This is a genomic window from Pseudomonas sp. WS 5410 (assembly GCF_012985645.1).
In the GTDB taxonomy this organism is placed as follows: domain Bacteria; phylum Pseudomonadota; class Gammaproteobacteria; order Pseudomonadales; family Pseudomonadaceae; genus Aquipseudomonas; species Aquipseudomonas shahriarae.
The window spans coordinates 174,175-200,311 of record NZ_JAAQWS010000003.1 but is presented as its reverse complement, the minus strand read 5'-3'; the positions used below and the strand labels follow the sequence as shown (position 1 = coordinate 200,311).

The window sequence follows — 26,137 nt, the reverse complement described above, 5'->3', positions numbered from 1 at the left end:
CGTTCTTGAAGTGAGTCGACCGGTAACGCTGTGGCGGATTGCCAGTAATCTCAATGGCTTGCGAGCGCTGATGGATTGTCCTACAGGCCGCGTCAACCTTGGCTTTGTAACATTTTGGCGCAAATCTTGCGTAAAAAATAAAGAACGCCCCGTTTGTTTCTTTTCACGAAGACTCAGCAAATCGGGTGGACCGAATACGCAATTCCTCGCAAAGGTGTGTCAATGAGTAGTACGCAAAGCTCCAATGACCTCGAACAGGGGCTCAAACCGCGGCATGTCACCATGTTGTCGATTGCCGGTGTGATCGGCGCCGGTTTGTTTGTCGGCTCCGGCCACGCGATTGCGGCAGCCGGGCCTGCCGTGCTGCTGGCCTATGCCGCAGCCGGTACGTTGGTGGTGCTGGTGATGCGCATGCTGGCCGAGATGGCCGTTGCTTCGCCAGACACCGGTTCATTTTCCACCTACGCCGACCGGGCCATCGGCCATTGGGCCGGCTTTACCATCGGCTGGCTGTACTGGTGGTTCTGGGTGCTGGTGATTCCCCTGGAAGCCAACGCCGCCGCAACCATCCTGCATGCCTGGTTCCCCGATGTGGCGATCTGGGCCTTCACCCTGGTCATCACCCTGCTGCTGACCGCGACCAACCTGTTCAGTGTGAAGAACTACGGCGAGTTCGAGTTCTGGTTTGCCCTGATCAAGGTGGTGGCGATCATCGGCTTTGTGATCCTCGGCGTACTGGCGATCTTTGGCTTGCTGCCAGGCAGCCAGGTCAGCGGCGTCTCGCACCTGTTCGACACCCAAGGCTTTTTGCCCAACGGCATGGGCGCGGTGCTGGCGGCGATTCTGACCACCATGTTCTCGTTCATGGGCACCGAGATCGTGACCATCGCGGCCGCAGAGTCGAAGAACCCTGGCCAGCAGATCACCAAGGCCACCAACTCGGTGATCTGGCGGATCGGCTTGTTCTACCTGGTATCGATCTTCATCGTCGTGGCCCTGGTGCCATGGAACGATCCGACCCTGGCAGCCGTTGGTTCCTACCAGACTGTGCTGGAACGCATGGGCATCCCGAATGCCAAGCTGATCGTCGACCTGGTGGTATTGGTCGCCGTGACCAGCTGCTTGAACTCGGCGCTGTACACCGCGTCGCGCATGCTGTTTTCCCTGGGCCGGCGTGGTGATGCGCCGGCAGTGGCCAAACGCACCAACAAGAGCGGCACGCCTTACTGGGCGGTGATGCTGTCTACCGGCGCGGCGTTCCTCGCGGTGTTCGCCAACTACGTGGCCCCGGCGGCGGTGTTTGAATTCCTGCTGGCCAGCTCCGGCGCGATTGCGCTGCTGGTGTACCTGGTGATTGCCGTGTCGCAACTGCGCATGCGTCAGAAGCGTACAGCGGCGGGCGAGAAGATTGCCTTCAAGATGTGGCTGTTTCCGGGCCTGACTTATGCGGTGATCGTGTTTATCGTCGGCGCGTTGACCATCATGCTGTTCCAGGAAGCGCACCGGGTGGAGATTATTGCGACCGGTGTGTTGAGCCTGCTGGTGGTATTGGCGGGGTTGCTGGTGGCAAGTCGGCGCCGGGCCCAGAAGTTGGGGGCTGCGGTACTCAACTGACGAGTTGAAATGCTTGCTGCCTGGCACCACAAAGCACTGTGGGAGCCGGGCAGTTAAGCGCAGATCCCCTGTGGGAGCGGGCTTGCTCGCGAAAGCGGTGGGTCAGTCAACATCAATGTTGGCTGGGCCGACGTCTTCGCGGCGATGCGGCGATCCGACAAGCCCGCTCCCACATTTGCTCTTCACTACGTTGAGCATTGCGTTCGCTTAACTGATCGGCATTGGGGCTTGCCCGGCTCCCACATTGGTTTTGTATCAATCTTGCGCGCTGGTCAGCGCCTGGGATGCCGCCACGTAGTCCGCCTGGAACTGTGGCGATTCAATCCAGGCCAACGCCGCCGCTTCATCATCGCTGTCGGTGGACCACTGCCGATACTCGATCAGCGCCGCCAGGATAAAGTCCGTGGCGTTTTCTTCGCCTTCCTGCTCCAGCACCAGTGCCAGCAACGGGTGCGCCAGGAATGCCGCACACAGCGCCTGCTGGCTGGTCTCGCCGGCCGCGCGCATTTCCACGAACAGTTCGGTCAAGTCCACCGACTCAAGGTCAATGCGGTCGTCGTCACCGGCAAACGCATCCGGCTTCGGCGCATTGGCGCGCTGGGTGCGGTTCTGCTTGGCCTTGGCTTTTGCCCGTTGGGCACGTTTTTGCTGCTTGTCTGGCGAAGCCATGGGCTCACGTCCTTGGTTCAGGATCTGGGTGGCGTATTGAAGCGCAGGTCTGGCGAAATCCCAAGGGTTTCTACAGCCGGGTGCCCGGTGTGTCGGGCGCCAGTTGGCCGTGCTGCAGCCACGCCAGTGCAATCGGCCACAACCGATCCTGATATTCACTGCGGAAAAACGCGAAATGCCCGACGACCTCTTCGCCAATATCCCCCGGCGCGATACGCAAATGCGTGCGCTCGCTGGCCTGGAAGTAATTCAGCAGACGCTCAATGGCGGGCACGGTGCCAAACGGGTCGTCGCTGATGCTGATCGCCAGGATCTGTGCCTGCACCCGGGCAAAAGGCAACTCGTCCAAGGCCCGCCCGCTGGGGCGTGTCTCGTAGGTGGGGGTGGGTGTGCTCCAGTCCCGCACCACACCGGCGGGCGTGTCTTCCAGCCAGCCCAGGCGCTTGCCCGGGAAATACCCGCACACGGCAGTCACCAGCGGCATCACCAGGTGCCACTTGGCAAACATCCGCCAGCGCCCGCTCGCTTGATAGTCACGCCAGTAGGCGAACTGCGCGCCCACCGTCACCAGGCGCCTGATCGCGGCGCCCGACGCCCCAAGCCCGGCCGCGCAGCCGCCAAAGCTGTGGCCGACTACATCAATGGGCTGCCCGGCAAACTCGCGTTGCGCCCGTCGCAGGATGGCCTCGAAATCCAGCCGGCCCCAGTCTGACCACGATGCCTTGAACCCACGCAACGAGCCACTGCGCGACTCGCCGATGCCGCGATAGTCGTAGGTGATGACATCGAAACCCTTGGCAAACAGGTACTCGGCAAAGCGCGAATAGTGGCGGCAGCGCACTGAGGTGGCGGCGTTGATGATCACCACTGGGCGTTCGATATCGCTGCGGATATGGCGCCAGGTGAAGCCGCCGATGGGGTAGTGGTCGGCGGCGGGCTCGTGGAATGTCTCGGGGTGCGGGCGGCTGGGCAGGTTCATCACTGGCCTCGATCCATGCGCTTTCGATGGGGGTTGACGACCCGTGCGCAGTTTTTATTGGAGGCTGACACTAACAAAATCGTCAGCCAAAGGCGCGCAATACCTGCCAGCCAATCCCGTAAAAACGGCGGTTGTGGCGAGCGGGCTTGCCCGCGTTGGGTCGCGCAGCGGCCCCAAAAAATGGGACAGCCATGCAGCCCAGCGCGGGCAAGCCCGCTCGCCACAGGTGTGTACAGGTAAATGTTGCATTCGGTTCAGGCGTGATTCAGCCGTGCTGCCGGCAATATACGCCAGCATCTCCCCCGCCCTGGCAGGTTAAACCATGGAACACCGCAACCGTTTTCGTGTGGAGGCCCTGGGTGTTTTCCTGGTGGCCTTGTTGTTATTTACCCTGGGCATCTGGGATCAGTCGCCGCAAGGGTTTGACGGGCGTTGGGCGGTGTTTATGCAGGAGATGTTTCGCCACGGCGCGAGCCTCTTCCCCACCACCTACGGTGAGCCTTACCCGGATTATCCGGGCACGGCGACCTATTTCAGCCTGCTCTTTGCCCGGCTGTTCAGTGCGCCTAACGACCTGGCTAACGTGTTGCCCACCGCTCTGGCGTCGGCTGGGGTCGTGGCCCTGATCTACCGCTTGCTGGTGCCCTGCGGCCGGACCTGGGCGTTGCTGACGGTAGTGCTGACGGCATTGACCGCGCAATGGCTGGAGAAGTCGCGCTCAGTCTGCCTGGATCAGATGGTCTCCCTGCTGTGCCTGGGCTGTTTCTACTTGCTGCACACCGGCGAGCGCCTGGGCTCGCGGCTGCGCCAATACGCAATCTTTCCCTTGTTCGTGGCGGCGTTTGCCATGCGTGGCCCTTTGGGCTTGATCGAGGTCTGTGGGGTTGCTTGTGTGTACTGGGCGCTGGGGCCTGCCCGCACGCGGGAAGAGAAGATTGGCTTGCTGAAAAAGGTACTTGCTCACGGCGTGATCGGCCTGGTCCTGCTCCTTGCCTGTGGGTGGGTGTTGCTGAAGCTGGCGCGGATCAGCGGGGGTGATGCTTTTGCCGACGAGGTGATGAAGATGCAGGTGGCCGGTCGCCTGGATGAAAGCGGCGAGCCGTTCTACTTCTACTTCAAGCTGAGCCTGTATCGCTATTTCCCGGTGATCCCGCTGGCGCTGGCGACGTTGATTGCCCTGCGCCACACCTGGTCGGCGCGCAATGATGATGCCGATGTGCGGCTGATGCTGCGCCTGGGCGGCTGTGGCCTGATGATCCTGCTGGGGTTGTCGGTGCCGAACTTCAAGCGTGCCTACTACATCCTGCCGATGGTCCCGATGTTTGCCGCGGTGGCGGCTTATGGGCTGCTTCAGGCCCGGGGTTGGTTGCTTGGGGTGCGTCGGGGTTATGCGTGGCTGGTGGCGATCCTGCCGCTGCTGGGGGTTGTCGTGGTCTTGGTCTGCCGCCAGTTGTGGAGCAAACACGGTTACTGGCCTGATGTTTCAGTGCCGGGGTTGATTGCGCTGCTGATCGCCCTGCAGTTGGCGGCGGTGGTGGCCTGGCGTCGCTGGCGCAGCCGTGTGGGGGCGCGACTGGTGGTGCTCAGCCTGATCGCGCTGGCCACCCAATGGCTGGTGCTGGTGACGGTCGTGGAGCCGGCCAAGGATCTGCAATTCGACACCAAAAACTTTGTGGGTGCGGTGGAAACCCTGCGGGCCGAGCACCCTGGGCCGCTGGTGTTTCTCAACCTTGGCAAGGACACCTGGGCCATTCGCTACATCATGAACCTGGATCATGACGAGCAGCCGCTGTTTATCGGGCGCGATGACCTTGCGCGCCTGAACGCACTGCCGCGCTCGTCCTGGGTGATTGTCGCGCGCAAGGAAACCGAACTGCTGCAGGGCACGCCGCTGCAGCATCTGGTACCGGCTTTCAATGGGCGGCTTAATGACAACCCGTTGCTGGTGTTCCGGGTGCCATGATCAGCCGCCGCCGTGGATTTACAACTCAATCAAAAGTTGTAGGCCAGCGTACCGACGAGCGTACGACGGTTGCCGATAAAGCAGTCGCCTCGCGCCAGGCATGTGGTGTAGTAGGTCTTGTCTTCAAGGTTGGTCGCGTTGAGCGTCAGGTTCCAGTTCTGGTAGCGGTACCCGAGCATCGCATCCACCAGGGTAGAAGACGGCGTTTTCAGGCGGTCGGCGCCATCCCAGCTGGTTCCCACATAGCGAATACCGGCACCGACACTGAACCCGGAAATGTCGCCGATGCTGAACCGATGTTGGCTCCATACCGAGGCCATGTTTTCTGGAACGCTGGACAGGCGTTTGCCTTGCTCGGCGGGCGCGCCCTTGATGACGGTGGTGTCGGTGTAGCTGTAGGTGCCAATCAGGTCCCAGTCGGGCGTGACCGTCACCAGCGCTTCGAGCTCCAGGCCACGGGCGCGGGTTTCACCACTTTGCAGGGTGTTCATCGCATCCAGGGGGTCGGGCATGCGGCGGTTCTGCTCGCGAATGTCATACACCGCTGCGGTGTAGAGACTGTTGCTGCCAACCGGCTGATATTTCACCCCCAGCTCCCACTGTTTGCCCTTGAGCGGTACATAGGGCTCCAGCGTTCGCCGGTTGAGGCCGATTTGGGGCTGGAATGATTCGCTGTAGCTCAAGTAGGGCGCTATGCCGTTGTCGAACAGGTAGGTCAGGCCTGCGCGGCCGGTCACCTTGTCGTCCTTTTGCCGGGCGCTGCCTTGGGTTTGGCTGGCGGCCCAATCCTTGCGCAGGCCGAGGGTCAGCAGCCACTGTTCGTATTTGATCTGGTCCTGGGCATACAGCCCTTGTTGCATGACCCGTTGTTCCGGGTCTGCGGTGAGGCGAATGACCGAGGGATCAAAGGTGCCATACACCGGTTCGTACACGTTCAGTGGTGTTGCGTTACCGCTGGCACCTTCCCGGTTGGAGACCGCATGCTGGTAGTCGCCCCCCAGCAGCAGCGTGTGCTGTAGCGGGCCGGTGTCAAATCGGGCCTCGGCGTTTTGGTCGGCAACCCAGACTTTGACCTCTGGTTTGGAAACGTAATAGACACGGTCGAGGGTCTGGTTATCGGCGTTAAACGGTGGGTTTCTTGCGAATTTCGCATAAATCGACTGGTAGCTGACTTTGCTTTTCTGCCAGCGCAGGTTCTGGCGCAGCGTCCATGTGTCATTTAGGTGCCACGAGAATTGCGACGTCAGGGCTGTCTGGTCACTGTCGTATTCGTCGAACCCTGGCTCGCTGGCGAACCGGTTGCTGTGGATTCGGCCATATGGCGCATTCCAGACGGTACCTTTGTGTGGGAAGAACTGCGTGGTGGAGCCGCTGTCATCGCGCTGGATGTTGGCCATGACGGTCCAGTCGATATCTTCGTTGGGGCGCCAGGTCAGCGATGGCATCAGCACCTGGCGGTTGTCTTTGACATGATCAACCTGGGTGTCGCTGTCGCGCTGGATCGCCACCAGCCGGTACAGCAGCGTGCCTTGCGGGTTCAGAGCGCCGGTGGTGTCGACGGCGACCTGCTTGCGGTTGTAATTGCCGTATTGCAGTTGCAGTTCGGTGTGCTGTTCGGCTTTGGGGCGTTTGCTGACCTGGTTGATCAGGCCGCCCACCGGGCTTTGCCCATACAGCATCGACGCAGGACCCTTGAGCACTTCAAGGCGTTCCAGGGTGAAGGGGTCGGTGCGCACGTTGGTGTAAGTGCCGAAGCTCTGCTGTAAACCATCAAGGAACAGGGCCGGCGAGCTGCCTCGCACTTTCGACCAGTCTCCGCGGCTATCGAGCCCGAAGGTCTCGGCCCGCACCCCGGAAACATAACGCAATGCGTCTTGCACGGTCAGCGCGCCCTGATCGCGCATGCGGTCGGCGCTGATGACGGAAATCGACTGGGGGATCTCAGTGATGGGGGTGTCGGTCTTGGCCCCCGTTGTACTGCGCTTGGCGACGTAGCCTTTGACCGGGCCGTCGGCCGTTTCTTCTGAGGCAGTTGCCGTAATACTTTGGCTGGGCAGTTCGAGCTGGCCTGTTTTCTCGGCCGCGTCTGCGACCGGGACAAGCATCGAAGCGAATCCGAAGGGGGCAAGGCCAAACGCCTTCAACCATGAACCTGACTCGCGTGCAGAGGGCATCGCAGCTCCTTGATTATTGTTAGTGGGGCAGGGGGGGATTTTGCGCGCCAGCTTAAATGATAATAATTGCTATTAGCAACCATGAGCTTCAGTCGAGCCTGGCTTTTTGGCGGGGGTGTTCGATGCGGGCGACCGAGTGGGGTCGCCCTGAGCGGTGAGGGGCAATCAAGGCTGGCAGTCAGGCAGGGCTGCGAAGTGACATTCGTCCTGAACTACCTGGAAGGGGGCGACGAACTATTTGCAGCGATACCCCTCGGGCATCGTGACGGTGTAGTTGCGCTGCACGCGATCCTGGAAGTTCAGGTTCTGCAGGCCCTGCTGCACCAGGAAGGCTTCGACCTTGGCGGCCTGGCAGTCCTCGTTGTAGGACGTTACCCGCAGCAGGTACACCGCGCGTTTGCTCGCTTCATCCCGGGCCGTGGCGGTGAAGGTGGTGAGGGTGGTGTAGCCGGTGCGCTCCGAGCTGCCTACCGGGCCATAGGTGGTGTTCGGCGTGCTGGTGCAGATCATCTGGTCGCTTTTTTTCTTGCTGTTCTTGCACACGGTGGAGGTGCTGGTTGGCACCTGCCCATACTCGGTGGCGGTATAGCGGTAGGTCACCTGGTGACTGTCGATGTCGAGGGTGATCGTGATTTTCGGCGTGCGGTTCTTGGGCAGGGACACGTCGGTATACACCTCGCGAAACCCCTGGTCCTTCATGGCGCTGACCATATCGCGCAGGTAGTAGCGGGCATTGAGCGCGTTCTCGGCATTGCCGCCGACCGACGTCACCAGCACCGTCGCCTGTCGGTCAAAGTGATAGTCCGGGTCAGGGGTTGCGTTGATCGCGACGTCCATCGTAGTAGCGCATCCGCTGAGCAGCGCTGTCAGCATTAACAGCGTGCATAACAAGTACCGGGTCATGACGTAACTACCTTGTTGAAGATTGGATTAAGGCTAGACGGTTGAGCAGGGAAATAAATAACACATCAGGTGCCAGCAAGGCTTGGCGTTAACCTAAAAGTAACCAGAGGGGCGCTGGCGTACTAAATCGCAGGCAACAAAAAACCCGCACTAGGCGGGTTTCTTGGGTGTTTCAGATGATTTTTGCACCACCTGAAACTAATAAGTGGTGCCCAGAGACGGAATCGAACCGCCGACACGGGGATTTTCAATCCCCTGCTCTACCGACTGAGCTATCTGGGCAACGGGGCGCATTAAACGGGTTTTTCAGGGGGTCGTCAAGCAAGTTTTCAAAAAATATTTAATTATTACCGTCGCTTACGTGCCAACCCCGGTTTTTGCTCAATTATTGAGCAGGCGGCACGTAGCCGTCGGCCTTGGCGTAATCCTCGCCGGAAAAGTACTTGTCCATCTCGCCCTGCAGATATTTGCGGTCTTCGGCGTTCATCATGTTCAGGCGTTTTTCGTTGATCAGCAGGGTCTGGTGCTTCTGCCAGTCGGCCCAGGCCTTGGCGGAGACGTGGTCGAAAATGTCCTGGCCCTTGGCGCCCGGGAATGGGGCACGCTCCAGGGCTGGCAGTTCTTCGTGATACTTGCGGCAGATGATGGTGCGGGTCATGACGAAACTCCTGCGTTCAATACGTCGGCCGCGCGCTTCAGCAGTTTTTTCACCGGGGCGGCAAGGCCCAGGCGCGGCGGGGTGGCGAGGTTATACCAGAGCCAGTCGGCCTCGGCCACGTGATGGGCCGATTCCTCGACCTGCACCAGCCAGGGTTCGATAGCCAGCTGGAAGTGGCTGAAGGTGTGGACCAGCCCAGGTAGCGCCTGATGCTTGCCCAGCGCCAGTGAGTGCTGGTTGGCCAGGTGTTCCAGGTCGTTCAGGTCGTCCAGCTCCGGCAAGCTCCACAGCCCGCCCCACAGGCCCGTAGAGGGGCGACGGTAAAGCAGGATCGCGCCCTCCTGGTTGGCCAGCATTGGCATCAGCGTGCGCTTTTGCGGGATGGTCTTGCGCGGCTTGGGGATCGGGTAGCGGGTTTCCAGGCCCAGCATGTGCGCCTCGCAGCCCTTTTCCAGGGGGCACAGCAGGCAACTGGGCTTGCTGCGGGTGCAGAGGGTGGCGCCCATGTCCATCATGGCCTGGGTGTAGGCATTGACGCGGTCGTGGGGGGTAAAGCGCTCGGCAGTGGCCCACAGCTGCTTGGCCACCTTGGGCTCGCCCGGATAGCCCTCCTGGGCAGTAAAACGTGCCAGCACGCGCTTGACGTTACCGTCGAGGATCGGTGCGCGCAGGCCCATGCTCAGGCTGGCGATGGCACCGGCGGTGGACAGGCCGATGCCCGGCAGTTCGGTGAGTTTCTCTACATCGCGGGGAAACTCGCCGCCGTATTCGGCCACCACGATCTTGGCAGTCTTCTGCAGGTTGCGCGCCCGGGTGTAGTAGCCCAGCCCGGTCCACAGGTGCAGTACTTCATCTTCCGGCGCGGCCGCCAGGGCCTCGACCGTTGGCAGCGAAGCCATGAAGCGGTCGAAGTAATTGAGCACGGTGCTGACCTGGGTCTGTTGCAGCATGATCTCCGAGACCCACACCCGATACGGGGTGATGCCCTGTTGCCAGGGCAAGTCATGGCGACCGTGACGGTCGTACCAGTCGAGCACGGCCGCTGAAAATTGCTCGTTTCTCATCGGTTAAACAAACCTTTGAGGGCGTCTTTGAGCTTGGGATTGACCTTGTCGAGCTTCTCTTCAAGTTTCTCGCTGAGCTTGTTGCCCGCCATCTTGGCGGCCACCTGGCCCAGGCCATCCTTGTCCAGGCGGCAGGCTTTGGCGCCCAGTTCCAGCGGGCCACGGCAGCGCAGCGGCACTTCGATACCCTGGAAGTTCGAGCCGACCTGGCAGGCCGGGTCCGGCATGTCGCGCTTGTCGCCCTCGACGATGATGCCCACGCGGTAGTCCATGCCCAGTACACGCAGGTCCACGTCGCCATTGCCGTTGACGGTCAGGCCGGGGATGCGCACTTTCAGGTCCGGGTTGCTCGCCACGCCGTTACGGAAGGTCAGGTTGCCCTTGAGTTCCTGGAACGGTGTGTCCTTGCTGCGCGGTGTGGTGGCCAAGGTCTTGCGGTTGAGCAGGGCGATACCCGTGCACAGCTGTTGCTCAAGGTTGGCATTGAGCAGCACGCCATTGTTGATCACAAAGCTGGCGGTGCCGTTGAGGCTGTCGATCAGCGCTTTCTGGCTGTTGCCACGCCCGTTCAGGTTGCTGTCGAGGGTGATCTGGCCCTTGACCGGCGGGGTTTGCCCCTGGGCTTGCAGGATGCGCTCGACCGGTACTTGCTTGATTTTGGTCTGCAGCGCCAGCACCGGCACATCTTCCCGTACATCGAGGCTGCCGTTGGCCTGGAACGTGCCGTTATAGAGGCCACCGCTCAAGGTGTCGAGCTTGAACTGGCCACCCTGGCCGGAGGCCTTGAGGGCTGCATTCTCGATGGGCAACTGGCTCAGGGTCAGTTGGCCGAAGGACAGGTCGGCAATCACGTCCAGGCTGCGCAGGCGCGCCAGGGGCAGCAGCTTGTCGGTGCTCCAGGCGCCTTTGGTCGGCGCGTCCGGCAACGGCGTGGTGCCACCGGCGGCCATGGCTCCGGCTTCGCTGCTTTGCACTTCGGCCTGGCGTGCGACGGCGGCGCTGTTGGCGGCTTCGGACTTGGCGGGCAGGTAATGGTCGGCATTGAACGTGTCGCCCTTGAGCTGCACGCGCAGGGATTGCTTGGCAAAGTCCTCCACCGCCAGGCGCCCGGTAAAGGTGCTGCCGTCGACTTTCAAATTGAGGTCTTCCAGGGCCATGCTCGACGGCGTGCCTTGCAGGCGGCTGACCAGTTCGACTTTGCTCAGGCTACCTGGGGCCATGGCCGGCAGGGGCTGGCCGACGCTGTCGAGGAACTTGGCCAGGTCAAACTGGGCAATCGACAGGGCGCCGCTGATCTGTGGGGTTTTATCCAGGTCGTTGACCTTTACTTCGCCCAGTGCCCGCAGTTGGTTGAGCGACAGCTTGAGGCCGGTCCACTCGGCAATGTTCGCCGACAGGTCCACCAGCAACTGGCCCTGGGTGGCAAAGGTCACGGTCTTGCCTTGCAGCGGCTCGCCGGTGGCTTCGCCTGCGACTTTCATGTCTTCGAACTGATAGCGCTTGAGGGCGCGATCAAAACGCAGTTCGCCGCTGAGTTCGCTCTTGACCCGCATCACTGGCTGGTTGCTGCCGAAGAAGGCAGTGAGCTTGACCGGGATGCTCGCGCCTTCATGCACGGCACCGGTGCTCAACTGAATGCTCTCGGCGCTGAATTGCTTGCCGGTCTGCTCGTCGTTGTACTCGATGCGGGCGTTGTTGACCGTCAGGCTGTCGATATCCAGGCGGATCGGCTGAGCCGGTTTGTCCGGCGCTGGCGCCGTGGTTGGCGCAGTCGTCACGGGTGCCTCGGCGGTGCCGGTGGCTGCAACGGGCGGTGCCTTGCCGATATCTTCCCAGTTGCCGTGGCCTTGCTTGTCGCGGTTGAGGCGCAGGTTCAGGCCCTCGACGCGCACATCGCTCATCTGCACTTCACGACGCAGCAGCGGCAGTACCCGTACCGACAGGCCGAGCATCTGCAGATCGGCAAACGGCTGGGCAGGATTGCTCAGGGTGGCCACGCTGGCTTCATGCAACTCCAGGCCCAGCCACGGGAACAGGCTCCAGCCGATATCGCCATTGAGCGTCAGCTCGATGTGGGCCTTGTCGCGGGCAATCTGGCGAATCTCGTCTTTGTAGTCGTTGGGATCGAAGAGGTGGGTCAGGGCAAAGCCCAGAGCCACAATGATCAGTAACAGCCCGAGAAGTACCAGACCCAGGATTTTGCCGAACGCTTTCATGGGCGAGTCCTTGTATGTCGATTTCAAAATTTAGCCGCAGAGTATAACGCCGCTGGACCTGCGGCTGTTTACGCATCGTTACATAGTGTCAAACAAAACAGATGAGCCGAAAAAGGTAGTGTCAGTTTGGTTTTTCTCGCGGCGCCAAATGCTAATCTTTGCGCGTTCGCCCGCCTTCTGCGACGAAACGTCGCGCTTACAGGGAGCTTCACTCGACAAAACGGCCACGCATTGCGTGCAAAGGCCGAGGAGGAGAGCGCCTGGCGAACACAGACCAACAACTGGGGGAAACACCAATGAACACTAGCACTGCGGCCGGCATTCCTGCTGCGCAGCCTGCGTTCCTGTCCAAGGAACGCATCATCGCCAAGCCAGGGTTTAACCGCTGGCTGGTTCCGCCGGCCGCCCTGGCTATCCACTTGTGCATCGGCATGGCCTACGGCTTTTCGGTGTTCTGGCTGCCACTGTCCAAGGCGCTGGGCGTCACCGCACCGGTCGCGTGCGCGCCGGACATGAGCTTTATCGCGCAGATCTTCTCGTCGTCCTGCGACTGGCCGATCTCCATGCTGGGCTGGATCTACACCCTGTTCTTCATCTTCCTGGGCTGCTCGGCAGCGATCTGGGGCGGCTGGCTGGAACACGCCGGGCCGCGCAAGGCCGGTGTGGTCTCGGCACTGTGCTGGTGTGGTGGCCTGCTGATCTCGGCGCTGGGAATCTATACCCACCAGATCTGGCTGATGTGGCTCGGCTCCGGGGTCATCGGCGGTATCGGCCTTGGCCTGGGCTATATCTCGCCGGTCTCGACCCTGATCAAGTGGTTCCCGGACAAGCGCGGCATGGCCACCGGCATGGCGATCATGGGCTTTGGTGGTGGTGCGATGGTCGGCGCCCCCCTGGCAGCGGCACTGATGGGCCACTTCGCTTCGCCGACGGGCGTGGGTGTATGGCAGAGCTTCCTGGTGATGGCCGCGATCTACTTCGTGTTCATGATCGGCGGCGCCTTGTCCTACCGCGTCCCGCCGACCGGCTGGAAGCCTGAGGGCTGGACCGCGCCGGCGAAAAAAGCCAGCAACGCGATGATTACCCATCGCCATGTGCACGTGAACGTGGCCTGGAAAACCCCGCAATTTCGCCTGGTATGGCTGGTGCTGTGCCTGAACGTATCGGCCGGTATCGGCATTCTCGGCATGGCGTCGCCGCTGTTGCAGGAAGTGTTTGGTGGCAAGTTGCTGGGTGTGGATGTGCCATTTGGCCAACTGGATGCCGGGCAACTGGCCTCCATCGCAGCCATCGCCGCCGGTTTCACCGGGTTGTTGAGCCTGTTCAACATTGGTGGGCGGTTCTTCTGGGCGTCGTTTTCTGACTACCTGGGCCGTAAAAACACCTACTTCGTGTTCTTCGCCCTGGGCTTTGCCCTGTATGCGCTGATCCCGAACCTCGGCCACCTGGGCAACGTCTCGCTGTTCGTGGCGGCGTTCTGCATCATCCTGTCGATGTACGGCGGCGGCTTCGCGACCGTGCCGGCATACCTGGCGGACCTGTTCGGTACGCAAATGGTCGGTGCGATCCACGGTCGCCTGCTGACTGCCTGGGCGGCAGCCGGCGTGCTGGGCCCGGTGCTGGTCAACTACCTGCGTGAGTATCAGCTGAGCATTGGCGTCGAGCGCGCTGCGGCCTATGACATCACCTTGTACATCCTCGCCGGCCTGCTGGTGCTGGGCTTTATCTGCAACCTGCTGGTGCGTCCGGTGGCCGACAAGTACTTCATGACCGACGCCGAACTGGCAGCCGAACAGGCGCTGGGCCATGACAAGGGCGCCGATGCCAGCACTTCCCTGGAGTGGAAAGCCGCTTCCGGCACCGTGCCATTGGCGATTGCTGCGTGGCTGGTGGTGGGTATTCCGCTGGCGTGGGGCGTGTGGGTGACCTTGCAGAAGACTGCAGTGCTGTTCCACTAACACCGCATAACCCGTGTGGGCCCGGTTCCAGTGGGAGCCGGGCTTGCCCGCGATAGAACCCGCTCGGTGTATCTGTAGTACGCAGGCGTCTGCATCGCAGGCAAGCCAGCTCCCACACACGCCAGCTCCCGCACTTGTACTGACATGTCTATGCCCGACAGGCCGTCAGTCTTATCCCCTTCGATGTTTCTGTTTAGCGCCCGCAGCCCCTATAATGGCCACCTTTTTCGCCCAATGATTTTGCGGAGCTGGTGATGGCCGAACGTAAGGCGTCCGTCGAGCGCGACACTCTGGAAACCCAGATCAAAGCCTCGATCAACCTGGATGGCACCGGAAAGGCCCGATTTGATATCGGTGTTCCTTTTCTTGAGCACATGCTGGATCAAATCGCCCGTCATGGGCTGATCGACCTGGATATCGTCAGCAAGGGTGACCTGCATATCGACGACCACCACACCGTGGAGGATGTCGGTATCACCCTCGGCCAGGCGTTTGCCAAGGCCATCGGCGACAAAAAGGGCATCCGCCGTTACGGCCATGCCTATGTCCCGCTGGACGAGGCGCTGTCGCGTGTGGTCATCGACTTCTCGGGCCGCCCAGGCCTGCAGATGCACGTGCCTTACACCCGCGCCACGGTGGGTGGCTTTGACGTGGACCTGTTCCAGGAATTCTTCCAGGGCTTCGTCAACCACGCTCTGGTCAGCCTGCACATCGACAACCTGCGTGGCACCAACACCCACCACCAGATCGAAACCGTGTTCAAGGCTTTCGGCCGCGCCCTGCGCATGGCCGTGGAGCTTGATGACCGCATGGCCGGGCAAATGCCGTCGACCAAGGGCGTTCTGTAATGCAGACGGTCGCGGTTATCGACTACGGCATGGGTAACCTGCATTCGGTGGCCAAGGCCCTCGAGCACGTCGGTGCCGGCAAGGTGCTGATCACCAGCGATGCGCAGGTGATCCGCGAAGCCGACCGTGTGGTGTTCCCCGGTGTGGGCGCGATTCGCGACTGCATGGCCGAAATCCGCCGCCTGGGCTTTGACAGCCTGGTGCGCGAAGTCAGCCAGGACCGGCCGTTCCTCGGGATCTGCGTGGGCATGCAAGCCTTGCTCGACCGCAGTGAAGAGAACGGCGGCGTCGACTGCATCGGCCTGTTCCCAGGCGCGGTGAAGTTTTTCGGCAAGGATCTGCACGAAGACGGCGAGCATCTGAAAGTCCCGCACATGGGCTGGAACGAAGTGCGCCGCACCGTCGATCATCCGCTGTGGCATGACATCCCGGACATGGCGCGTTTCTACTTCGTCCACAGCTACTACATCGCCGCCGGTAACCCGCGCCAGGTGGTGGGTGGCGGGCACTACGGCGTCGATTTCGCCGCAGCGCTGGCCGAAGGTTCGCGCTTTGCCGTGCAGTTCCACCCGGAGAAAAGCCATACCCATGGCCTGCAACTGTTGCAGAACTTCGCCAGTTGGGACGGGCGCTGGTAATGGCCAAGAAGATCAAGCCACCGATCCTCAATCTCACTCCCCAGCAGGAGAGTGAGGCGACCGACAAGATCAAGCGTTTCATGGAAGATCGCTTCGAGCTCCGTCTCGGGTCGTTCGAGGTGGCTGAGATCCTCGAGCTGTTCACCACTGAAATTGCTCCGCACTATTACAACAGGGCGATTTTCGATGTGCAGACGCACCTTAAAGAAAGGTTCGAAAGCATCGAAAGCGACTTGTGGGCGCTCGAAAAACCCTGATTTTCCGAGCAATGCTGAATATCGAATAAGGTTTGCCAGATGCTGATTATTCCCGCTATCGATCTCAAGGACGGCGCTTGTGTACGTCTGCGCCAGGGCCGCATGGAAGATTCCACGGTGTTTTCCGATGACCCGGTGAGCATGGCTGCCAAGTGGGTGGAGGGTGGCTGCCGTCGCCTGCATCTGGTGGACTTGAACGGCGCCTTTGAAGGCCAACCGGTCAATGGCGAAGTGGTGACGGCCATCGCCAAGCGCTACCCGAACCTGCCGATCCAGATCGGTGGCGGTATCCGCTCCCTGGAAACCATCGAGCACTACGTCAAGGCGGGCGTCAGCTACGTGATCATCGGCACCAAGGCGGTGAAAGACCCGGCCTTCGTCGCCGAAGCCTGCCGCGCGTTTCCGGGCAAGGTCATCGTGGGCCTGGACGCCAAGGATGGTTTCGTCGCTACAGACGGCTGGGCGCAAATCAGCACCGTGCAGGTGATCGACCTGGCCAAGCAGTTCGAGGCCGACGGTGTGTCCGCCATCGTTTATACCGACATCGCCAAAGACGGCATGATGCAGGGCTGCAACGTACCGTTTACCGCTGCGCTGGCGGCCGCCACCAAGATCCCGGTGATTGCTTCCGGCGGTATCCACAACCTGGGCGATATCAAGTCGCTGCTGGACGCCAAGGCGCCGGGGATCATCGGCGCCATCACCGGCCGGGCGATCTACGAAGGCACCCTGGACGTTGCCGAAGCCCAGGCTTACTGCGATGCCTACAAAGGCTGAGGACTGACCATGGCGCTGGCCAAACGCATCATCCCTTGCCTGGACGTCGACAACGGTCGGGTGGTCAAGGGCGTCAAGTTCGAGAACATCCGTGACGCCGGCGACCCGGTGGAAATCGCCCGTCGCTACGATGAGCAGGGTGCCGACGAGATTACCTTTCTCGACATCACCGCCAGCGTCGACGGCCGCGATACCACGCTGCATACCGTCGAGCGCATGGCCAGCCAGGTGTTTATCCCGCTGACCGTGGGCGGTGGCGTACGCACCGTGCAGGATATTCGTAACCTGCTTAACGCGGGTGCGGACAAGGTCTCGATCAACACGGCCGCGGTGTTCAACCCGGAGTTTGTCGGCGAAGCCGCACAGCACTTCGGTTCGCAATGCATCGTCGTCGCCATCGACGCCAAGAAAGTCTCCGGCCCGGGTGAAACCCCGCGCTGGGAGATCTTCACCCACGGCGGGCGCAAGCCGACCGGCCTGGATGCGGTGGAGTGGGCGATGAAGATGGAAGGCCTGGGCGCCGGTGAAATCCTGCTGACCAGCATGGATCAGGACGGCATGAAAAACGGCTTTGACCTGGGCGTGACCCGCGCCATCAGTGACGCACTGGGCATTCCAGTGATTGCGTCCGGTGGTGTGGGCAACCTGCAACACCTGGCCGACGGCGTTATCGAAGGCCACGCCAGCGCGGTGCTGGCGGCGAGTATTTTCCACTTTGGCGAATACACCGTGCCTGAGGCAAAGGCCTACATGGCAGCACGCGGAATCGTCGTCCGCTAAACGTCACTGGACACCATGGCAGGCTCGCGGCACTCTGGGGCCTGCCATGGATTCCGGTACCCCTACATGCTCAAAGACCTGCTGCTTGCCCTCGCCAGCTCTTCCATTCTGTTGGCGGGTTCGGCCAATGCCGCTGAGCCGTCTGGCACTTCTCTGGTGCTGCTGACGGAAAACTTTCCGCCCTACAACATGGCGAAAAACGGCAAGAACTTCGCCAAGGACGAGAACATCGAAGGCATTGCGGTGGACATTGTCCGCGAGACTTTCAAGCAGGCTGGCATTTCCTACAACCTCACGCTGCGCTTCCCTTGGGAGCGGATCTATAAGCTCGCCCTGGAAAAACCAGGCTACGGCGTGTTCGTCATGGCGCGCCTGTCGGACCGCGAAGCGCTGTTCAAGTGGGTCGGCCCCATCGGCCCGGATGACTGGGTGCTGCTGGCCAAGGCTGACAGCAAGATCCAGCTGACCGACCTTGAGCACGCCCGTAGCTACAAGATTGGTGCCTACAAAGGCGATGCCATTGCCCAGACCCTGGAAAAGCGCGGGCTCAAGCCGATCATCGTGCTGCGCGACCAGGACAATGCGCAAAAGCTGATGGAGGGGCAGATTGACCTCTGGGCCACCGGCGACCCGGCCGGGCGCTATCTGGCGCGCCAGGTGGGGGTTTCCGGGCTCAAGACGGTGCTGCGCTTCAATAGCGCCCAGTTGTATCTGGCGCTGAACAAGGAGGTGCCGGATGAGGTGGTGGCCAAGCTGCAGGTGGCGCTGGACCAGCTACGCAAGGACGGTGTGGTGGATCAGATCATGGCGCGCTATCTGTAGGTTTCAGCGGTAAACCCCATCTTTGCCGTGCCCAGCCATCGCCCGATTGCTGCGCACACTGATCATCAGCTTGATATCAATCCACTCGATACCCTGGGCCTTGAGCTTGGGCAGTTCGCGCTCCAGCACCGCCAGGGTCTGTGGATAAGGATGGCCGATCATCACCGCCGAGCCCTGTTTGTGGGCCAGCTTGATAGCCGTCTGCAACTGCGTGGCGATGGCCGCTTCGGTCCGCTCGTCATCCAGAAATACATCCCGTGAGACGTGGGCCAGGTTGATTTTCTGAGCCTCGGCGGCCGCCACGGTCTTGGCGCTGGTCCGGCTGTCGACGAAAAACTTGTGCCGACGCTGCAACTCGCCCATCAACCACGCCATGGCACCAGGCTCGGCGGTCATGCGGCTGCCCATGTGGTTGTTGATGCCGGCGGTGTAGGGCACGGCCTTGAGCGCCGCATCCAGGCGCTTGCCCAGTTCTTCGATGGGCAGCTCGGGGTGCCAGGCGAAGGGGCCGGTGGCCGGGTCCATGGGCATGTGCAGAATCACGATCTTGCCGGCGCGGTGGGCCTCGCGGGCGACTTCAGCGGCGTGGGGCGTGTCGGGCATGATTGCCGCCGTCACCGGGCCGGGCAGGGCCAGCACACGACGATCCCTGGGCAGGTTTTGCCCAAGGTCGTCGATGATAAGCGTGAGGTAGGCTTTGTGGGGCTTGTCGGCCGGCGTCGCTTGGGCGACTCCGGCCAGGCTGCACAACATTGCAAGGATTAGCGCAAAACGCATATCAACGGCTGCGCGTAATGCTCAAGCCCTTGAGCAGGCTCAACGCCTGGGCCAGTTGGTAATCGTCGTCCTGTGGCATCGGCTTGGCTTTCGGGCCGCTGCCGGTTGGCTGGTCGGCGCCGCCGTTGCCATTGCCCAGGTGACCTTGCAGGTCGGCTTCCTTGAAGTACTCGTTGTCGCTTTCGTTGGTGATCTTGGCCCGACGCACCTCGATATCCGGCACGATGCCCTGGGCCTGGATCGAGCGACCATTAGGCGTGTAGTACAACGCCGTGGTGATCTTCAGCGCCCGCTCGTTGTTCAGCGGCAGCACGGTTTGCACCGAGCCCTTGCCGAAGCTGGTGGTGCCCATCAGTACGCCGCGTTTCTGGTCTTGCAGGGCGCCGGCGACGATTTCCGAGGCCGAGGCGCTGCCGCCGTTGATCAGCACCGCCAGCGGTACGTTTTCGCTGAGGTCCTTGCCGGTGGCCGAGAAGCGCAGCTCGGAGTTGGCAATGCGGCCCTTGGTGTACACGATCAAGCCTTTGGTGATGAAGTGGTCGACCACTTCCACCGCTGATTGCAGCACGCCGCCGGGGTTGTTGCGCAGGTCCAGGACGATGCCGTTGAGCTTCTTGCCGTTGTCCTTGCGCAGCTTGGCCAGGGCCTTGGCCACTTCGTCGCCGGTCTTGACCTGGAACTGGGTGATGCGGATATAGCCGTAGCCAGACTCCAGCAACTGGCTCTTCACGCTCTTGACCACGATGGTGGCGCGGGTCAGGGTCACGTCAAACGGGCTGCCGCCGTCGCGCACCAGGGTCAGGGTGATTTTCTGGCCGACCTTGCCGCGCATCTTGTCGACGGCTTCGGTCATGGTCTGGCCACGGGTCGGCTGGCCGTTGATCTTGACGATCAGGTCGCCGGCCTGGATGCCGGCCTTGGACGCCGGGGTGTCGTCGATTGGCGACACCACCTTGATGATGCCGTCCTCGGCGCCGACTTCGATGCCCAGGCCACCGAATTCGCCGCTGGTGCTTTCCTGCAGCTCGGCGAAATCTTCCGGGCCCAGGTAGGCAGAGTGCGGGTCGAGGTTGCTGAGCATGCCTTTGATGGCGTTTTCCAGCAGGGTCTTGTCGTCCACGGGTTCGACATAGGCGGCCTTGATCCGGTCCATGACCTCGGCAAAGGTGCGCAATTCGTCCAGCGGCAGCGGTGCCTTGGTGGTCGCGGCCATGGCAGACGGTGCGGTCTGGTCGGCGAATGCCATAGGCGCGCCGATCACCAGGGCGATCGTCAGGGCCAGCGAAGTGAGGCGGGACAAATGCAGCATGTCGAACGAACTCCTAATGTAGGTGCGGCCTATCCTTGGGCGCGACACCATTGTGCAGGGTCGCTCGGGCGGCCCTGCTGACGAATAGCAAAGTACAGCGCCGGGGTGTCCTGGCCACCACTGTTACCGACAGTGGAGATGGATTCACCGGCTTTTACAACATCACCTGCGGCCTTGAGTAACGTCTGATTGTGGCCGTACAGGCTCAAATAGCCATTGCCGTGGTCAAGAATCACCAGCAACCCGGCGCCGCGCAGCCAATCGGCGAACACCACGCGCCCGCCGTGGACGGCGTGCACCTGGCTGCCCGCAGAGGCGCTGATCATCACGCCGTCCCACTTAGTACGGGTGTCATCGCCACGGGTTTCACCAAAGCGTGCCAGTAGTCGACCATCAACTGGCCATGGAAGTTTGCCTCGGGCAGTAGCAAAAGGCCCGCCAAACGATTCGCCGGCACTGGAAACCAGCGGGCCGGGTGCTGCGCGCGCCGGTTTACGCGGGGCGTCGCTGGCGAGCGCCTCGGCTTCACGCTGGCGCTTTTTTTCTGCTTCCTGCTGGGCGATCAGCGCTTTCTGCCGCGCTTCTTCGGCCTCGCGGGCCTGGCGTGCCAGGGTTTCCTCGATGGTTTTGAGTACTTTGGCCAGGTCGGCCTGGTCCTGCTGACGCGCCTGCAACTTGGCATCACGGGCTTTTACGTCGTTGTTGAGCTTGGCCAGGGCCTGCTGGCGCTCCTTGCGCACTTTGTCCAGTTCGTCGCGCTGGGTGTCCAGGCTGCTCTTCTGGGCCAGCAGTTGGCTTTGCTGGTCAGCGATTTCCTGCTCGACGTTGGCCAACTGGCGTAGGGTCTCGTTGAAACTCTTGAGTTGCTCCAGGCGCGCGGTGCTCAGGTAATCGTAGTAGGTCAGGGTGCGGGCGAATTTTTCCGGGTTCTGCTGGTTGAGCAGCAGCTTGAGGTATTCCTGGCGGCCGTTCTGGTAGGCGGCACGGGCCTGGATCGCGATCAGGCGTTGCTGTTCAACGCGCGCGCTCTGGAGTTTTTTTTTCTCACCGTCGAGTCGCTCCAGTTCCGACTCGCTCTTCTTTAATTCTTTTTGCAGCTCCTGGACCTGCTTCTCCAGCTTGCCCATTTCGGTTTCCGTGCCGCGCAGGTCTTTCTGCACCCCGGATTTTTCTTCCTGGAGCTTGCCGAGCAGTTTTTTCAGCTCGGTAATGTCCTGACGCGTAGCGTCCAACTGTTGTTGGGTTTGCGCACGTTCGTCGGCCAAGGCCGGTTGGAGCACGCAGACAAGAGCAAGGGTAATCAAGGCGCGAAGCATAGAGGCGGGCGACACCAGGGAAAGGGACGGCCTAGTATGCCCGCCCCACGCTGCAAAAAAAACGCCCAATTCAGGCTGGCGGGCAAGTTAGGTGCCGAGTGGCGGGGGTGTGGCTAAAAGCCACCTTCAAAAACGCCACTTACCCATGTGGGAGCGGGCTTGCCCGCGATTGCGCTGTGTCGGCCATAGCAATGTCGGCCGATCCGTCGCTATCGCGGGCAAGCCCGCTCCCACATCGTTTGGTGGTGGGTTTGAAAGTCAGACCAGAATCGAGGTGCCGGTCATCTCGGCAGGCTTCTCCAGGCCCATCAGCATGAGCATGGTCGGTGCCACGTCCGCCAGCACGCCGCCTTCGCGCACCTTGAAGTCGCGTTTGCCGACATAAATGAACGGCACTGGCTCGGTGGTGTGGGCTGTGTGGGCCTGGCCAGTGGATTCGTCGGACATCTGCTCGCAGTTGCCGTGGTCAGCGGTGATCAGCGCTTCGCCGCCGACCTTCTCCAGGGCCTCGACGATCCGGCCTACGCACAGGTCCAGGCATTCCACGGCCTTGATTGCTGCTTGCAGGTTGCCGCTGTGGCCGACCATGTCGCCGTTGGCGTAGTTGACCACGATCACGTCATAACGCTGGTGTTCGATGGCGTCGACAATTTTATCGGTAACTTGCGGTGCGCTCATTTCCGGCTGCAGGTCGTAGGTGGCGACTTTCGGCGACGGGATCAGGATGCGCTCTTCGCCGGGGAACGGTTCTTCGCGGCCACCGGAGAAAAAGAACGTGACGTGGGCGTATTTCTCGGTCTCAGCGATGCGCAGCTGGGTCTTGCCGTTCTTCGCCAGGTAATCACCCAGCACGTTTTCCAGGCTGCCCGGGGCGAAGGCCGACGGGGCCGGGATGTTGGCGGCGTATTGGGTGAGCATCACGAATTCGACCTGCGGGCGGCGGGCGCGCTCGAAGTCTTTGAAACCCTCATCGACGAACACATGGCTCAACTCGCGGGCACGGTCGGCGCGGAAGTTCATGAACACCACGGCGTCGCCATCTTCGACCTTCACCGGCTCGCCGATGGTGGTGGCCTTGACGAACTCATCGCTTTCGCCACGGGCGTAGGCGGCTTCCAGGCCTTGCTGGGCGGTGGCAGCGTTGAATTCGGCGTTGCCGTCGACGATCAGGTTGTAGGCCTGGGACACGCGGTCCCAGCGGTTGTCGCGGTCCATGGCGAAGTAGCGGCCGACCAGGCTGGCGATACGGCCCTTGCCGAGGGCGGCGAAGGTCGCGTCCAGCAGTTCGATGGACGATTGCGCGCTTTTGGGCGGGGTATCGCGGCCATCGAGGAAGGCGTGCAGGTAGATCTTCTCGGCACCGCGCTTAAAGGCCAGTTCGGCCATGGCCACCAGATGATCCTGGTGGCTGTGTACGCCACCGTCGGACAGCAGGCCCATGAAGTGCACGGCCTTGCCGGCGGCAACGGCTTTATCCACCGCGGCGCAGATGGTCGGGTTCTCGAAGAACTCGCCATCGCGGATGGCTTTGGTCACACGGGTGAAGTCCTGATATACCACTCGTCCGGCGCCCAGGTTCATATGGCCGACTTCGGAGTTGCCCATCTGGCCGTCCGGCAGGCCGACGTCCATGCCCGATCCGGAGATCAGGCCATTGGGTACGCTGGCGCACAGGCGGTCCAGTACCGGCTTGTTCGCCGCGAATACGGCGTTGTCGTGGGGGTTTTCACTGTGACCGAAGCCATCGAGAATCATCAGGACCAAAGGTTTAGGCGTGGTAGTCATAGATCCTCTCGCGGCGTTATTAAAGGAAGGCGATTGAAAAGGGAGTGGCAGTTTAAAGCGAAGTTCCGATGCCGTCACCGCTTTACGGGGGTTGGCCCCCCATGGCGGCTGTGTATACTTACCGCCATTTTAACGCCCTGGAACCTCCTTGATGGTTGATCACCTGATTGCATTTGCTACCTCTCACTATCTGCTGGTCGGTGCCTTCGTCGTACTGCTGGCGCTGCTGATTGCTCATGAAGTGAGCCGTGGCGGCCGTAGCCTCAGCACCGCCGAGCTGACCGCGCTGGTCAACAAGGACCAGGCCGTTGTCGTCGACATCCGCCCGGCCAAGGACTTTGCCGCCGGTCATATCGTCGGCGCGCTGAATATTCCCCAGGACAAGCTGATCGCCCGCATCGCCGAGCTGGAAAAGCACAAGGCCAAGACCATTATCCTGGTCGACGCCCAAGGCCAGCACTCCGGTGGCCATGCCCGCGAAATGATGAAAAGCGGCTTCACCGCCGCCAAGCTGTCGGGTGGTATCTCCAGCTGGCGCGCCGATAACCTGCCGTTGGTGAAGTGATATGAGCCAGGTTGTCGTTTATTCCAGCGATTATTGCCCCTATTGCATGCGAGCCAAGCAGTTGCTCCAGAGCAAAAAGGTTGCCTTCGAAGAGATCAAGGTCGATGGCAAGCCTGCGGTGCGTGCCGAGATGGCCCAGAAGGCGGGGCGCACCTCTGTGCCGCAAATCTGGATCGGTACCCAGCATATCGGTGGATGCGACGACCTGTTCGCCCTGGAGCGCGCCGGTAAACTCGACGCGCTGCTTCACGTCTGACTCCAAAAACCTAAAAGACCCCAAGATCAAGAAGGATCTGCGAGATGACTGACCAACCGAACATCGAAGCGGCAGCAGAAGAGGCTCAAGGCCCACAATTTTCCCTGCAGCGTATCTACGTGCGTGACCTGTCGTTCGAAGCGCCGAAAAGCCCGGCGATCTTCCGTCAGGAATGGACCCCAAGCGTCGGCCTGGACCTGAACACCCGTCAGAAGCAGCTCGAAGGCGACTTCCACGAAGTGGTACTGACCCTGTCGGTCACCGTGAAGAACGGTGAAGAAGTGGCATTCATCGCTGAAGTCCAGCAGGCCGGTATCTTCCTGATCCAGGGCCTGGACGATGCGTCCATGAGCCACACCCTGGGCGCGTTCTGCCCGAACATCCTGTTCCCGTATGCCCGCGAGACCCTGGACAGCCTGGTCACCCGTGGCTCGTTCCCGGCCCTGATGCTGGCCCCGGTGAACTTCGATGCCCTGTATGCGCAAGAGCTGCAGCGCATGCAACAGGAAGGCGCACCGACGGTTCAGTAAGCTGAACCCGACGCTGCTCTAAATGTGGGAGCGGGCGTGTGTGGGGGCTGGCTTGCCAGCGATAGCATCACCTCTGTGTCACTGACACACCGAGGTGCCTGCATCGCGGGCAAGCCCGGCTCCCACACACGCCCGCTCCCACATTTGGTTTTGGGGGTTATTTGAACCCGAGCTGGCGCCAGCCTTCATAGACGGCGACGGCCACGGTGTTGGACAGGTTCAGGCTGCGGCAGCCTTCGCGCATCGGCAGGCGCAGGCGCTGGCCGTCGGGCAGGGCGTCGAGTACGTCTGCCGGCAGGCCACGGCTCTCTGGGCCGAACAGGAAGGCGTCCCCTTCGGCAAAGCTGGCATCATGAAACGGCCGCGAGCCCTTGGTGGTGAACGCAAACAGGCGCGGCTGGCCCAGGCTCTCCAGGCAACTGGCGAGGTCGGCGTGGCGCTGCAGGGTGGCGTACTCGTGATAGTCCAGGCCCGCGCGGCGCAGGCGCTTGTCGTCCATCTCGAAGCCCAGCGGCTCGATCAAATGCAGGTGGCAGCCACTGTTGGCGCACAGCCTGATAACGTTGCCGGTATTCGGCGGAATTTCTGGTTGAAAAAGGATGACGTGAAACATGCACGGCTCCGAAGATAAAGATGCAGCGCATTCTACCCCTGAAGACGACCCCAGGCCGAAGCTATTGCCTCGCGTCCTGGGCTCGCTGGCGATTGTCGGCCTGATGGTGGGTTTGATGATCGGTCGCCTGACCACCCCGGACCCGACTGCCTTGCTGCAGGTCGAGCCCGCCGCAGATGGCCTGGTGGTGTGGTTCAACAGCGAGCCGAAGCTGCATGGCGAGCATATCGACGGCACCGTGGCGCTGCTGTTCGACGCCCAGGGCCAGGCCCAGGCGGGGCAATTGAAGGTCAATGACAAGGATGTGAACTGGCGCGTGCGCAAGACCGATGCTGGCTTGCTGCTGAACCTGGTGGCGGCGCGGCCGCTGCGGGGGGAATGGTCGGGCAAGGCGGTCGATGACCGCTGGCGACTGGAGATCCATCTCCTGGAGCAATAAAAGAGGGAGTTCCCGGCCTGCCTGTACCAGGGCTCCCAAAACGGTTTGACGCTCGAATTAAAGAGGGGATTCTCGGCCTGCCTGTACCAAGGTCCCCGAAACTGGGTAGTACCAGGGTTATTGCAGGGGGCGTGCCAGAGTGGCGAGATTGTCTGAGAGTTTTCTTTTATAAAGCGCAAAGCCCCGGATTACGGGGCTTTGGTGTTTTCGGGGCTCAGGACTTATTT

The 26,137-nt window shown here is 61.5% G+C and carries 25 protein-coding genes and 1 tRNA gene; 13 read left to right on the top strand and 13 right to left on the bottom strand.

Going from position 1 to position 26,137, the window contains the following annotated elements; genetic code table 11:
• Positions 1-222 precede the first annotated feature (222 nt).
• Positions 223-1,614 carry a GABA permease gene (gene gabP / locus HBO24_RS06710; RefSeq protein ID WP_057437117.1) on the top strand — a complete coding sequence of 464 codons (1,392 nt, stop codon included), beginning with the start codon at positions 223-225 and terminating at the stop codon, positions 1,612-1,614.
• 255 nt (positions 1,615-1,869) lie between these two features.
• On the opposite strand, the gene HBO24_RS06705 is transcribed toward gabP, so the two are convergent.
• Both HBO24_RS06705 and HBO24_RS06700 read right to left on the bottom strand, forming a co-directional pair.
• Positions 1,870-2,283 (bottom strand): hypothetical protein, encoded by a 414-nt coding sequence (locus HBO24_RS06705; protein WP_057437118.1) that lies wholly within the window; start codon positions 2,281-2,283, stop codon positions 1,870-1,872.
• Between the two features lie 70 nt (positions 2,284-2,353).
• A complete protein-coding gene (locus tag HBO24_RS06700; RefSeq protein WP_120731284.1) occupies positions 2,354-3,262 on the bottom strand; it encodes an alpha/beta fold hydrolase in 909 nt (302 codons plus the stop codon).
• Positions 3,263-3,584: 322 nt separating this feature from the next.
• Here HBO24_RS06700 and HBO24_RS06695 point away from each other — a divergent pair, with 322 nt between their 5' ends.
• Positions 3,585-5,225 carry a glycosyltransferase family 39 protein gene (locus HBO24_RS06695; RefSeq protein ID WP_170059450.1) on the top strand — a complete coding sequence of 547 codons (1,641 nt, stop codon included), beginning with the start codon at positions 3,585-3,587 and terminating at the stop codon, positions 5,223-5,225.
• A 29-nt stretch (positions 5,226-5,254) separates the two neighbouring features.
• Here HBO24_RS06695 and HBO24_RS06690 read toward each other — a convergent pair whose 3' ends face one another.
• The 6 genes from HBO24_RS06690 to HBO24_RS06665 all read right to left on the bottom strand — a co-directional run bounded on the left by HBO24_RS06690 (position 5,255) and on the right by HBO24_RS06665 (position 12,240).
• Positions 5,255-7,330 carry a TonB-dependent siderophore receptor gene (locus HBO24_RS06690; protein ID WP_057437686.1) on the bottom strand — a complete coding sequence of 692 codons (2,076 nt, stop codon included), beginning with the start codon at positions 7,328-7,330 and terminating at the stop codon, positions 5,255-5,257.
• A gap of 303 nt (positions 7,331-7,633) precedes the next feature.
• Positions 7,634-8,302 carry a hypothetical protein gene (locus HBO24_RS06685; RefSeq protein ID WP_057437122.1) on the bottom strand — a complete coding sequence of 223 codons (669 nt, stop codon included), beginning with the start codon at positions 8,300-8,302 and terminating at the stop codon, positions 7,634-7,636.
• Between the two features lie 206 nt (positions 8,303-8,508).
• Positions 8,509-8,584 (bottom strand) — tRNA-Phe (locus tag HBO24_RS06680).
• Between the two features lie 103 nt (positions 8,585-8,687).
• A complete protein-coding gene (locus tag HBO24_RS06675) occupies positions 8,688-8,960 on the bottom strand; it encodes an oxidative damage protection protein (protein WP_038445278.1) in 273 nt (90 codons plus the stop codon).
• Complete coding sequence (mutY, locus tag HBO24_RS06670; RefSeq protein ID WP_057958032.1) at positions 8,957-10,024, bottom strand: A/G-specific adenine glycosylase; 1,068 nt, start codon at positions 10,022-10,024, stop codon at positions 8,957-8,959. The genes HBO24_RS06675 and mutY overlap by 4 nt, the downstream gene beginning before the upstream one ends.
• Entirely contained in the window at positions 10,021-12,240 is a 2,220-nt protein-coding gene (locus HBO24_RS06665; protein WP_170059449.1) for an AsmA family protein, read from the bottom strand. The genes mutY and HBO24_RS06665 overlap by 4 nt, the downstream gene beginning before the upstream one ends.
• A 296-nt stretch (positions 12,241-12,536) precedes the next feature.
• Between HBO24_RS06665 and HBO24_RS06660 the strand changes: the two genes are divergently transcribed.
• The 7 genes from HBO24_RS06660 (at position 12,537) to HBO24_RS06630 (ending at position 18,320) form a co-directional block, all read left to right on the top strand.
• Complete coding sequence (locus HBO24_RS06660) at positions 12,537-14,198, top strand: OFA family MFS transporter (protein ID WP_057958034.1); 1,662 nt, start codon at positions 12,537-12,539, stop codon at positions 14,196-14,198.
• 254 nt (positions 14,199-14,452) lie between these two features.
• Complete coding sequence (gene hisB, locus HBO24_RS06655) at positions 14,453-15,046, top strand: imidazoleglycerol-phosphate dehydratase HisB (RefSeq protein WP_003218037.1); 594 nt, start codon at positions 14,453-14,455, stop codon at positions 15,044-15,046.
• The gene (gene hisH, locus HBO24_RS06650) at positions 15,046-15,684 is read left to right on the top strand and encodes an imidazole glycerol phosphate synthase subunit HisH (protein ID WP_057437127.1); all 639 of its coding nucleotides are present in this window, start codon (positions 15,046-15,048) and stop codon (positions 15,682-15,684) included. Before hisB ends, hisH begins: the two co-directional genes overlap by 1 nt.
• The gene (locus HBO24_RS06645) at positions 15,684-15,941 is read left to right on the top strand and encodes a DUF2164 domain-containing protein (RefSeq protein ID WP_029295898.1); all 258 of its coding nucleotides are present in this window, start codon (positions 15,684-15,686) and stop codon (positions 15,939-15,941) included. The genes hisH and HBO24_RS06645 overlap by 1 nt, the downstream gene beginning before the upstream one ends.
• 39 nt (positions 15,942-15,980) lie before the next feature.
• On the top strand, positions 15,981-16,718 hold the full coding sequence (hisA, locus tag HBO24_RS06640) for a 1-(5-phosphoribosyl)-5-[(5-phosphoribosylamino)methylideneamino]imidazole-4-carboxamide isomerase (RefSeq protein WP_038445290.1): 738 nt from the start codon (positions 15,981-15,983) through the stop codon (positions 16,716-16,718).
• A 9-nt stretch (positions 16,719-16,727) separates the two neighbouring features.
• Complete coding sequence (gene hisF, locus HBO24_RS06635; protein ID WP_003171107.1) at positions 16,728-17,498, top strand: imidazole glycerol phosphate synthase subunit HisF; 771 nt, start codon at positions 16,728-16,730, stop codon at positions 17,496-17,498.
• Between the two features lie 66 nt (positions 17,499-17,564).
• Positions 17,565-18,320: an ABC transporter substrate-binding protein gene (locus HBO24_RS06630; RefSeq protein ID WP_170059448.1), complete on the top strand. Its 756-nt coding sequence runs from the start codon at positions 17,565-17,567 to the stop codon at positions 18,318-18,320.
• A gap of 3 nt (positions 18,321-18,323) precedes the next feature.
• Here the strand turns inward: HBO24_RS06630 and HBO24_RS06625 are convergent, their stop codons facing one another.
• From HBO24_RS06625 to gpmI, 4 genes are all read right to left on the bottom strand, one after another.
• Positions 18,324-19,097 carry a divergent polysaccharide deacetylase family protein gene (locus HBO24_RS06625; RefSeq protein WP_170059447.1) on the bottom strand — a complete coding sequence of 258 codons (774 nt, stop codon included), beginning with the start codon at positions 19,095-19,097 and terminating at the stop codon, positions 18,324-18,326.
• 1 nt (position 19,098) lies between these two features.
• The gene (locus tag HBO24_RS06620; protein WP_057958036.1) at positions 19,099-20,406 is read right to left on the bottom strand and encodes a S41 family peptidase; all 1,308 of its coding nucleotides are present in this window, start codon (positions 20,404-20,406) and stop codon (positions 19,099-19,101) included.
• A gap of 29 nt (positions 20,407-20,435) precedes the next feature.
• A complete protein-coding gene (locus tag HBO24_RS06615; RefSeq protein WP_169959946.1) occupies positions 20,436-21,722 on the bottom strand; it encodes a murein hydrolase activator EnvC in 1,287 nt (428 codons plus the stop codon).
• A gap of 258 nt (positions 21,723-21,980) precedes the next feature.
• Positions 21,981-23,507, bottom strand: a complete 1,527-nt coding sequence (gpmI, locus tag HBO24_RS06610; RefSeq protein WP_057958038.1) for a 2,3-bisphosphoglycerate-independent phosphoglycerate mutase — start codon at positions 23,505-23,507, stop codon at positions 21,981-21,983.
• Positions 23,508-23,658: 151 nt separating this feature from the next.
• On the opposite strand from gpmI, the gene HBO24_RS06605 reads away from it, so the two are divergent.
• Genes HBO24_RS06605 through secB form a run of 3 tightly spaced genes read left to right on the top strand, consistent with a single transcriptional unit; the run spans position 23,659 to position 24,858 of the window.
• Positions 23,659-24,072, top strand: coding sequence for a rhodanese-like domain-containing protein (locus tag HBO24_RS06605; protein ID WP_029295907.1), 414 nt, complete (start codon positions 23,659-23,661; stop codon positions 24,070-24,072).
• 1 nt (position 24,073) lies between these two features.
• On the top strand, positions 24,074-24,328 hold the full coding sequence (gene grxC, locus HBO24_RS06600; protein ID WP_115127178.1) for a glutaredoxin 3: 255 nt from the start codon (positions 24,074-24,076) through the stop codon (positions 24,326-24,328).
• A gap of 44 nt (positions 24,329-24,372) precedes the next feature.
• Entirely contained in the window at positions 24,373-24,858 is a 486-nt protein-coding gene (secB, locus tag HBO24_RS06595) for a protein-export chaperone SecB (protein WP_057437139.1), read from the top strand.
• A gap of 157 nt (positions 24,859-25,015) precedes the next feature.
• Here the strand turns inward: secB and HBO24_RS06590 are convergent, their stop codons facing one another.
• Positions 25,016-25,471, bottom strand: coding sequence for a tRNA (cytidine(34)-2'-O)-methyltransferase (locus HBO24_RS06590; RefSeq protein ID WP_057437141.1), 456 nt, complete (start codon positions 25,469-25,471; stop codon positions 25,016-25,018).
• Here HBO24_RS06590 and HBO24_RS06585 point away from each other — a divergent pair.
• Positions 25,470-25,910, top strand: a complete 441-nt coding sequence (locus HBO24_RS06585) for a hypothetical protein (RefSeq protein ID WP_057958040.1) — start codon at positions 25,470-25,472, stop codon at positions 25,908-25,910. The two genes, HBO24_RS06590 and HBO24_RS06585, sit on opposite strands and share 2 nt — an antisense overlap.
• The last annotated feature ends 227 nt before the right edge of the window (positions 25,911-26,137 follow it).

Bases quoted from the DNA above. Each gene is read 5' to 3' on its own strand.
- HBO24_RS06660 (WP_057958034.1), top strand. From the start codon at position 12,537: ATGAACACTAGCACTGCGGCCGGCATTCCTGCTGCGCAGCCTGCGTTC.
- HBO24_RS06605 (WP_029295907.1), top strand. From the start codon at position 23,659: ATGGTTGATCACCTGATTGCATTTGCTACCTCTCACTATCTGCTGGTC.
- grxC (WP_115127178.1), top strand. From the start codon at position 24,074: ATGAGCCAGGTTGTCGTTTATTCCAGCGATTATTGCCCCTATTGCATG.
- HBO24_RS06690 (WP_057437686.1), bottom strand. From the start codon at position 7,330: ATGCTTGTCCCGGTCGCAGACGCGGCCGAGAAAACAGGCCAGCTCGAA.
- HBO24_RS06695 (WP_170059450.1), top strand. From the start codon at position 3,585: ATGGAACACCGCAACCGTTTTCGTGTGGAGGCCCTGGGTGTTTTCCTG.
- HBO24_RS06675 (WP_038445278.1), bottom strand. From the start codon at position 8,960: ATGACCCGCACCATCATCTGCCGCAAGTATCACGAAGAACTGCCAGCC.
- HBO24_RS06585 (WP_057958040.1), top strand. From the start codon at position 25,470: ATGCACGGCTCCGAAGATAAAGATGCAGCGCATTCTACCCCTGAAGAC.
- HBO24_RS06700 (WP_120731284.1), bottom strand. From the start codon at position 3,262: ATGAACCTGCCCAGCCGCCCGCACCCCGAGACATTCCACGAGCCCGCC.
- hisF (WP_003171107.1), top strand. From the start codon at position 16,728: ATGGCGCTGGCCAAACGCATCATCCCTTGCCTGGACGTCGACAACGGT.
- hisB (WP_003218037.1), top strand. From the start codon at position 14,453: ATGGCCGAACGTAAGGCGTCCGTCGAGCGCGACACTCTGGAAACCCAG.
- hisH (WP_057437127.1), top strand. From the start codon at position 15,046: ATGCAGACGGTCGCGGTTATCGACTACGGCATGGGTAACCTGCATTCG.
- HBO24_RS06590 (WP_057437141.1), bottom strand. From the start codon at position 25,471: ATGTTTCACGTCATCCTTTTTCAACCAGAAATTCCGCCGAATACCGGC.
- gabP (WP_057437117.1), top strand. From the start codon at position 223: ATGAGTAGTACGCAAAGCTCCAATGACCTCGAACAGGGGCTCAAACCG.
- HBO24_RS06620 (WP_057958036.1), bottom strand. From the start codon at position 20,406: ATGCTGCATTTGTCCCGCCTCACTTCGCTGGCCCTGACGATCGCCCTG.
- hisA (WP_038445290.1), top strand. From the start codon at position 15,981: ATGCTGATTATTCCCGCTATCGATCTCAAGGACGGCGCTTGTGTACGT.
- gpmI (WP_057958038.1), bottom strand. From the start codon at position 23,507: ATGACTACCACGCCTAAACCTTTGGTCCTGATGATTCTCGATGGCTTC.
- HBO24_RS06665 (WP_170059449.1), bottom strand. From the start codon at position 12,240: ATGAAAGCGTTCGGCAAAATCCTGGGTCTGGTACTTCTCGGGCTGTTA.
- HBO24_RS06615 (WP_169959946.1), bottom strand. From the start codon at position 21,722: ATGCTTCGCGCCTTGATTACCCTTGCTCTTGTCTGCGTGCTCCAACCG.
- secB (WP_057437139.1), top strand. From the start codon at position 24,373: ATGACTGACCAACCGAACATCGAAGCGGCAGCAGAAGAGGCTCAAGGC.
- mutY (WP_057958032.1), bottom strand. From the start codon at position 10,024: ATGAGAAACGAGCAATTTTCAGCGGCCGTGCTCGACTGGTACGACCGT.
- HBO24_RS06625 (WP_170059447.1), bottom strand. From the start codon at position 19,097: ATGCGTTTTGCGCTAATCCTTGCAATGTTGTGCAGCCTGGCCGGAGTC.
- HBO24_RS06705 (WP_057437118.1), bottom strand. From the start codon at position 2,283: ATGGCTTCGCCAGACAAGCAGCAAAAACGTGCCCAACGGGCAAAAGCC.
- HBO24_RS06630 (WP_170059448.1), top strand. From the start codon at position 17,565: ATGCTCAAAGACCTGCTGCTTGCCCTCGCCAGCTCTTCCATTCTGTTG.
- HBO24_RS06685 (WP_057437122.1), bottom strand. From the start codon at position 8,302: ATGACCCGGTACTTGTTATGCACGCTGTTAATGCTGACAGCGCTGCTC.
- HBO24_RS06645 (WP_029295898.1), top strand. From the start codon at position 15,684: ATGGCCAAGAAGATCAAGCCACCGATCCTCAATCTCACTCCCCAGCAG.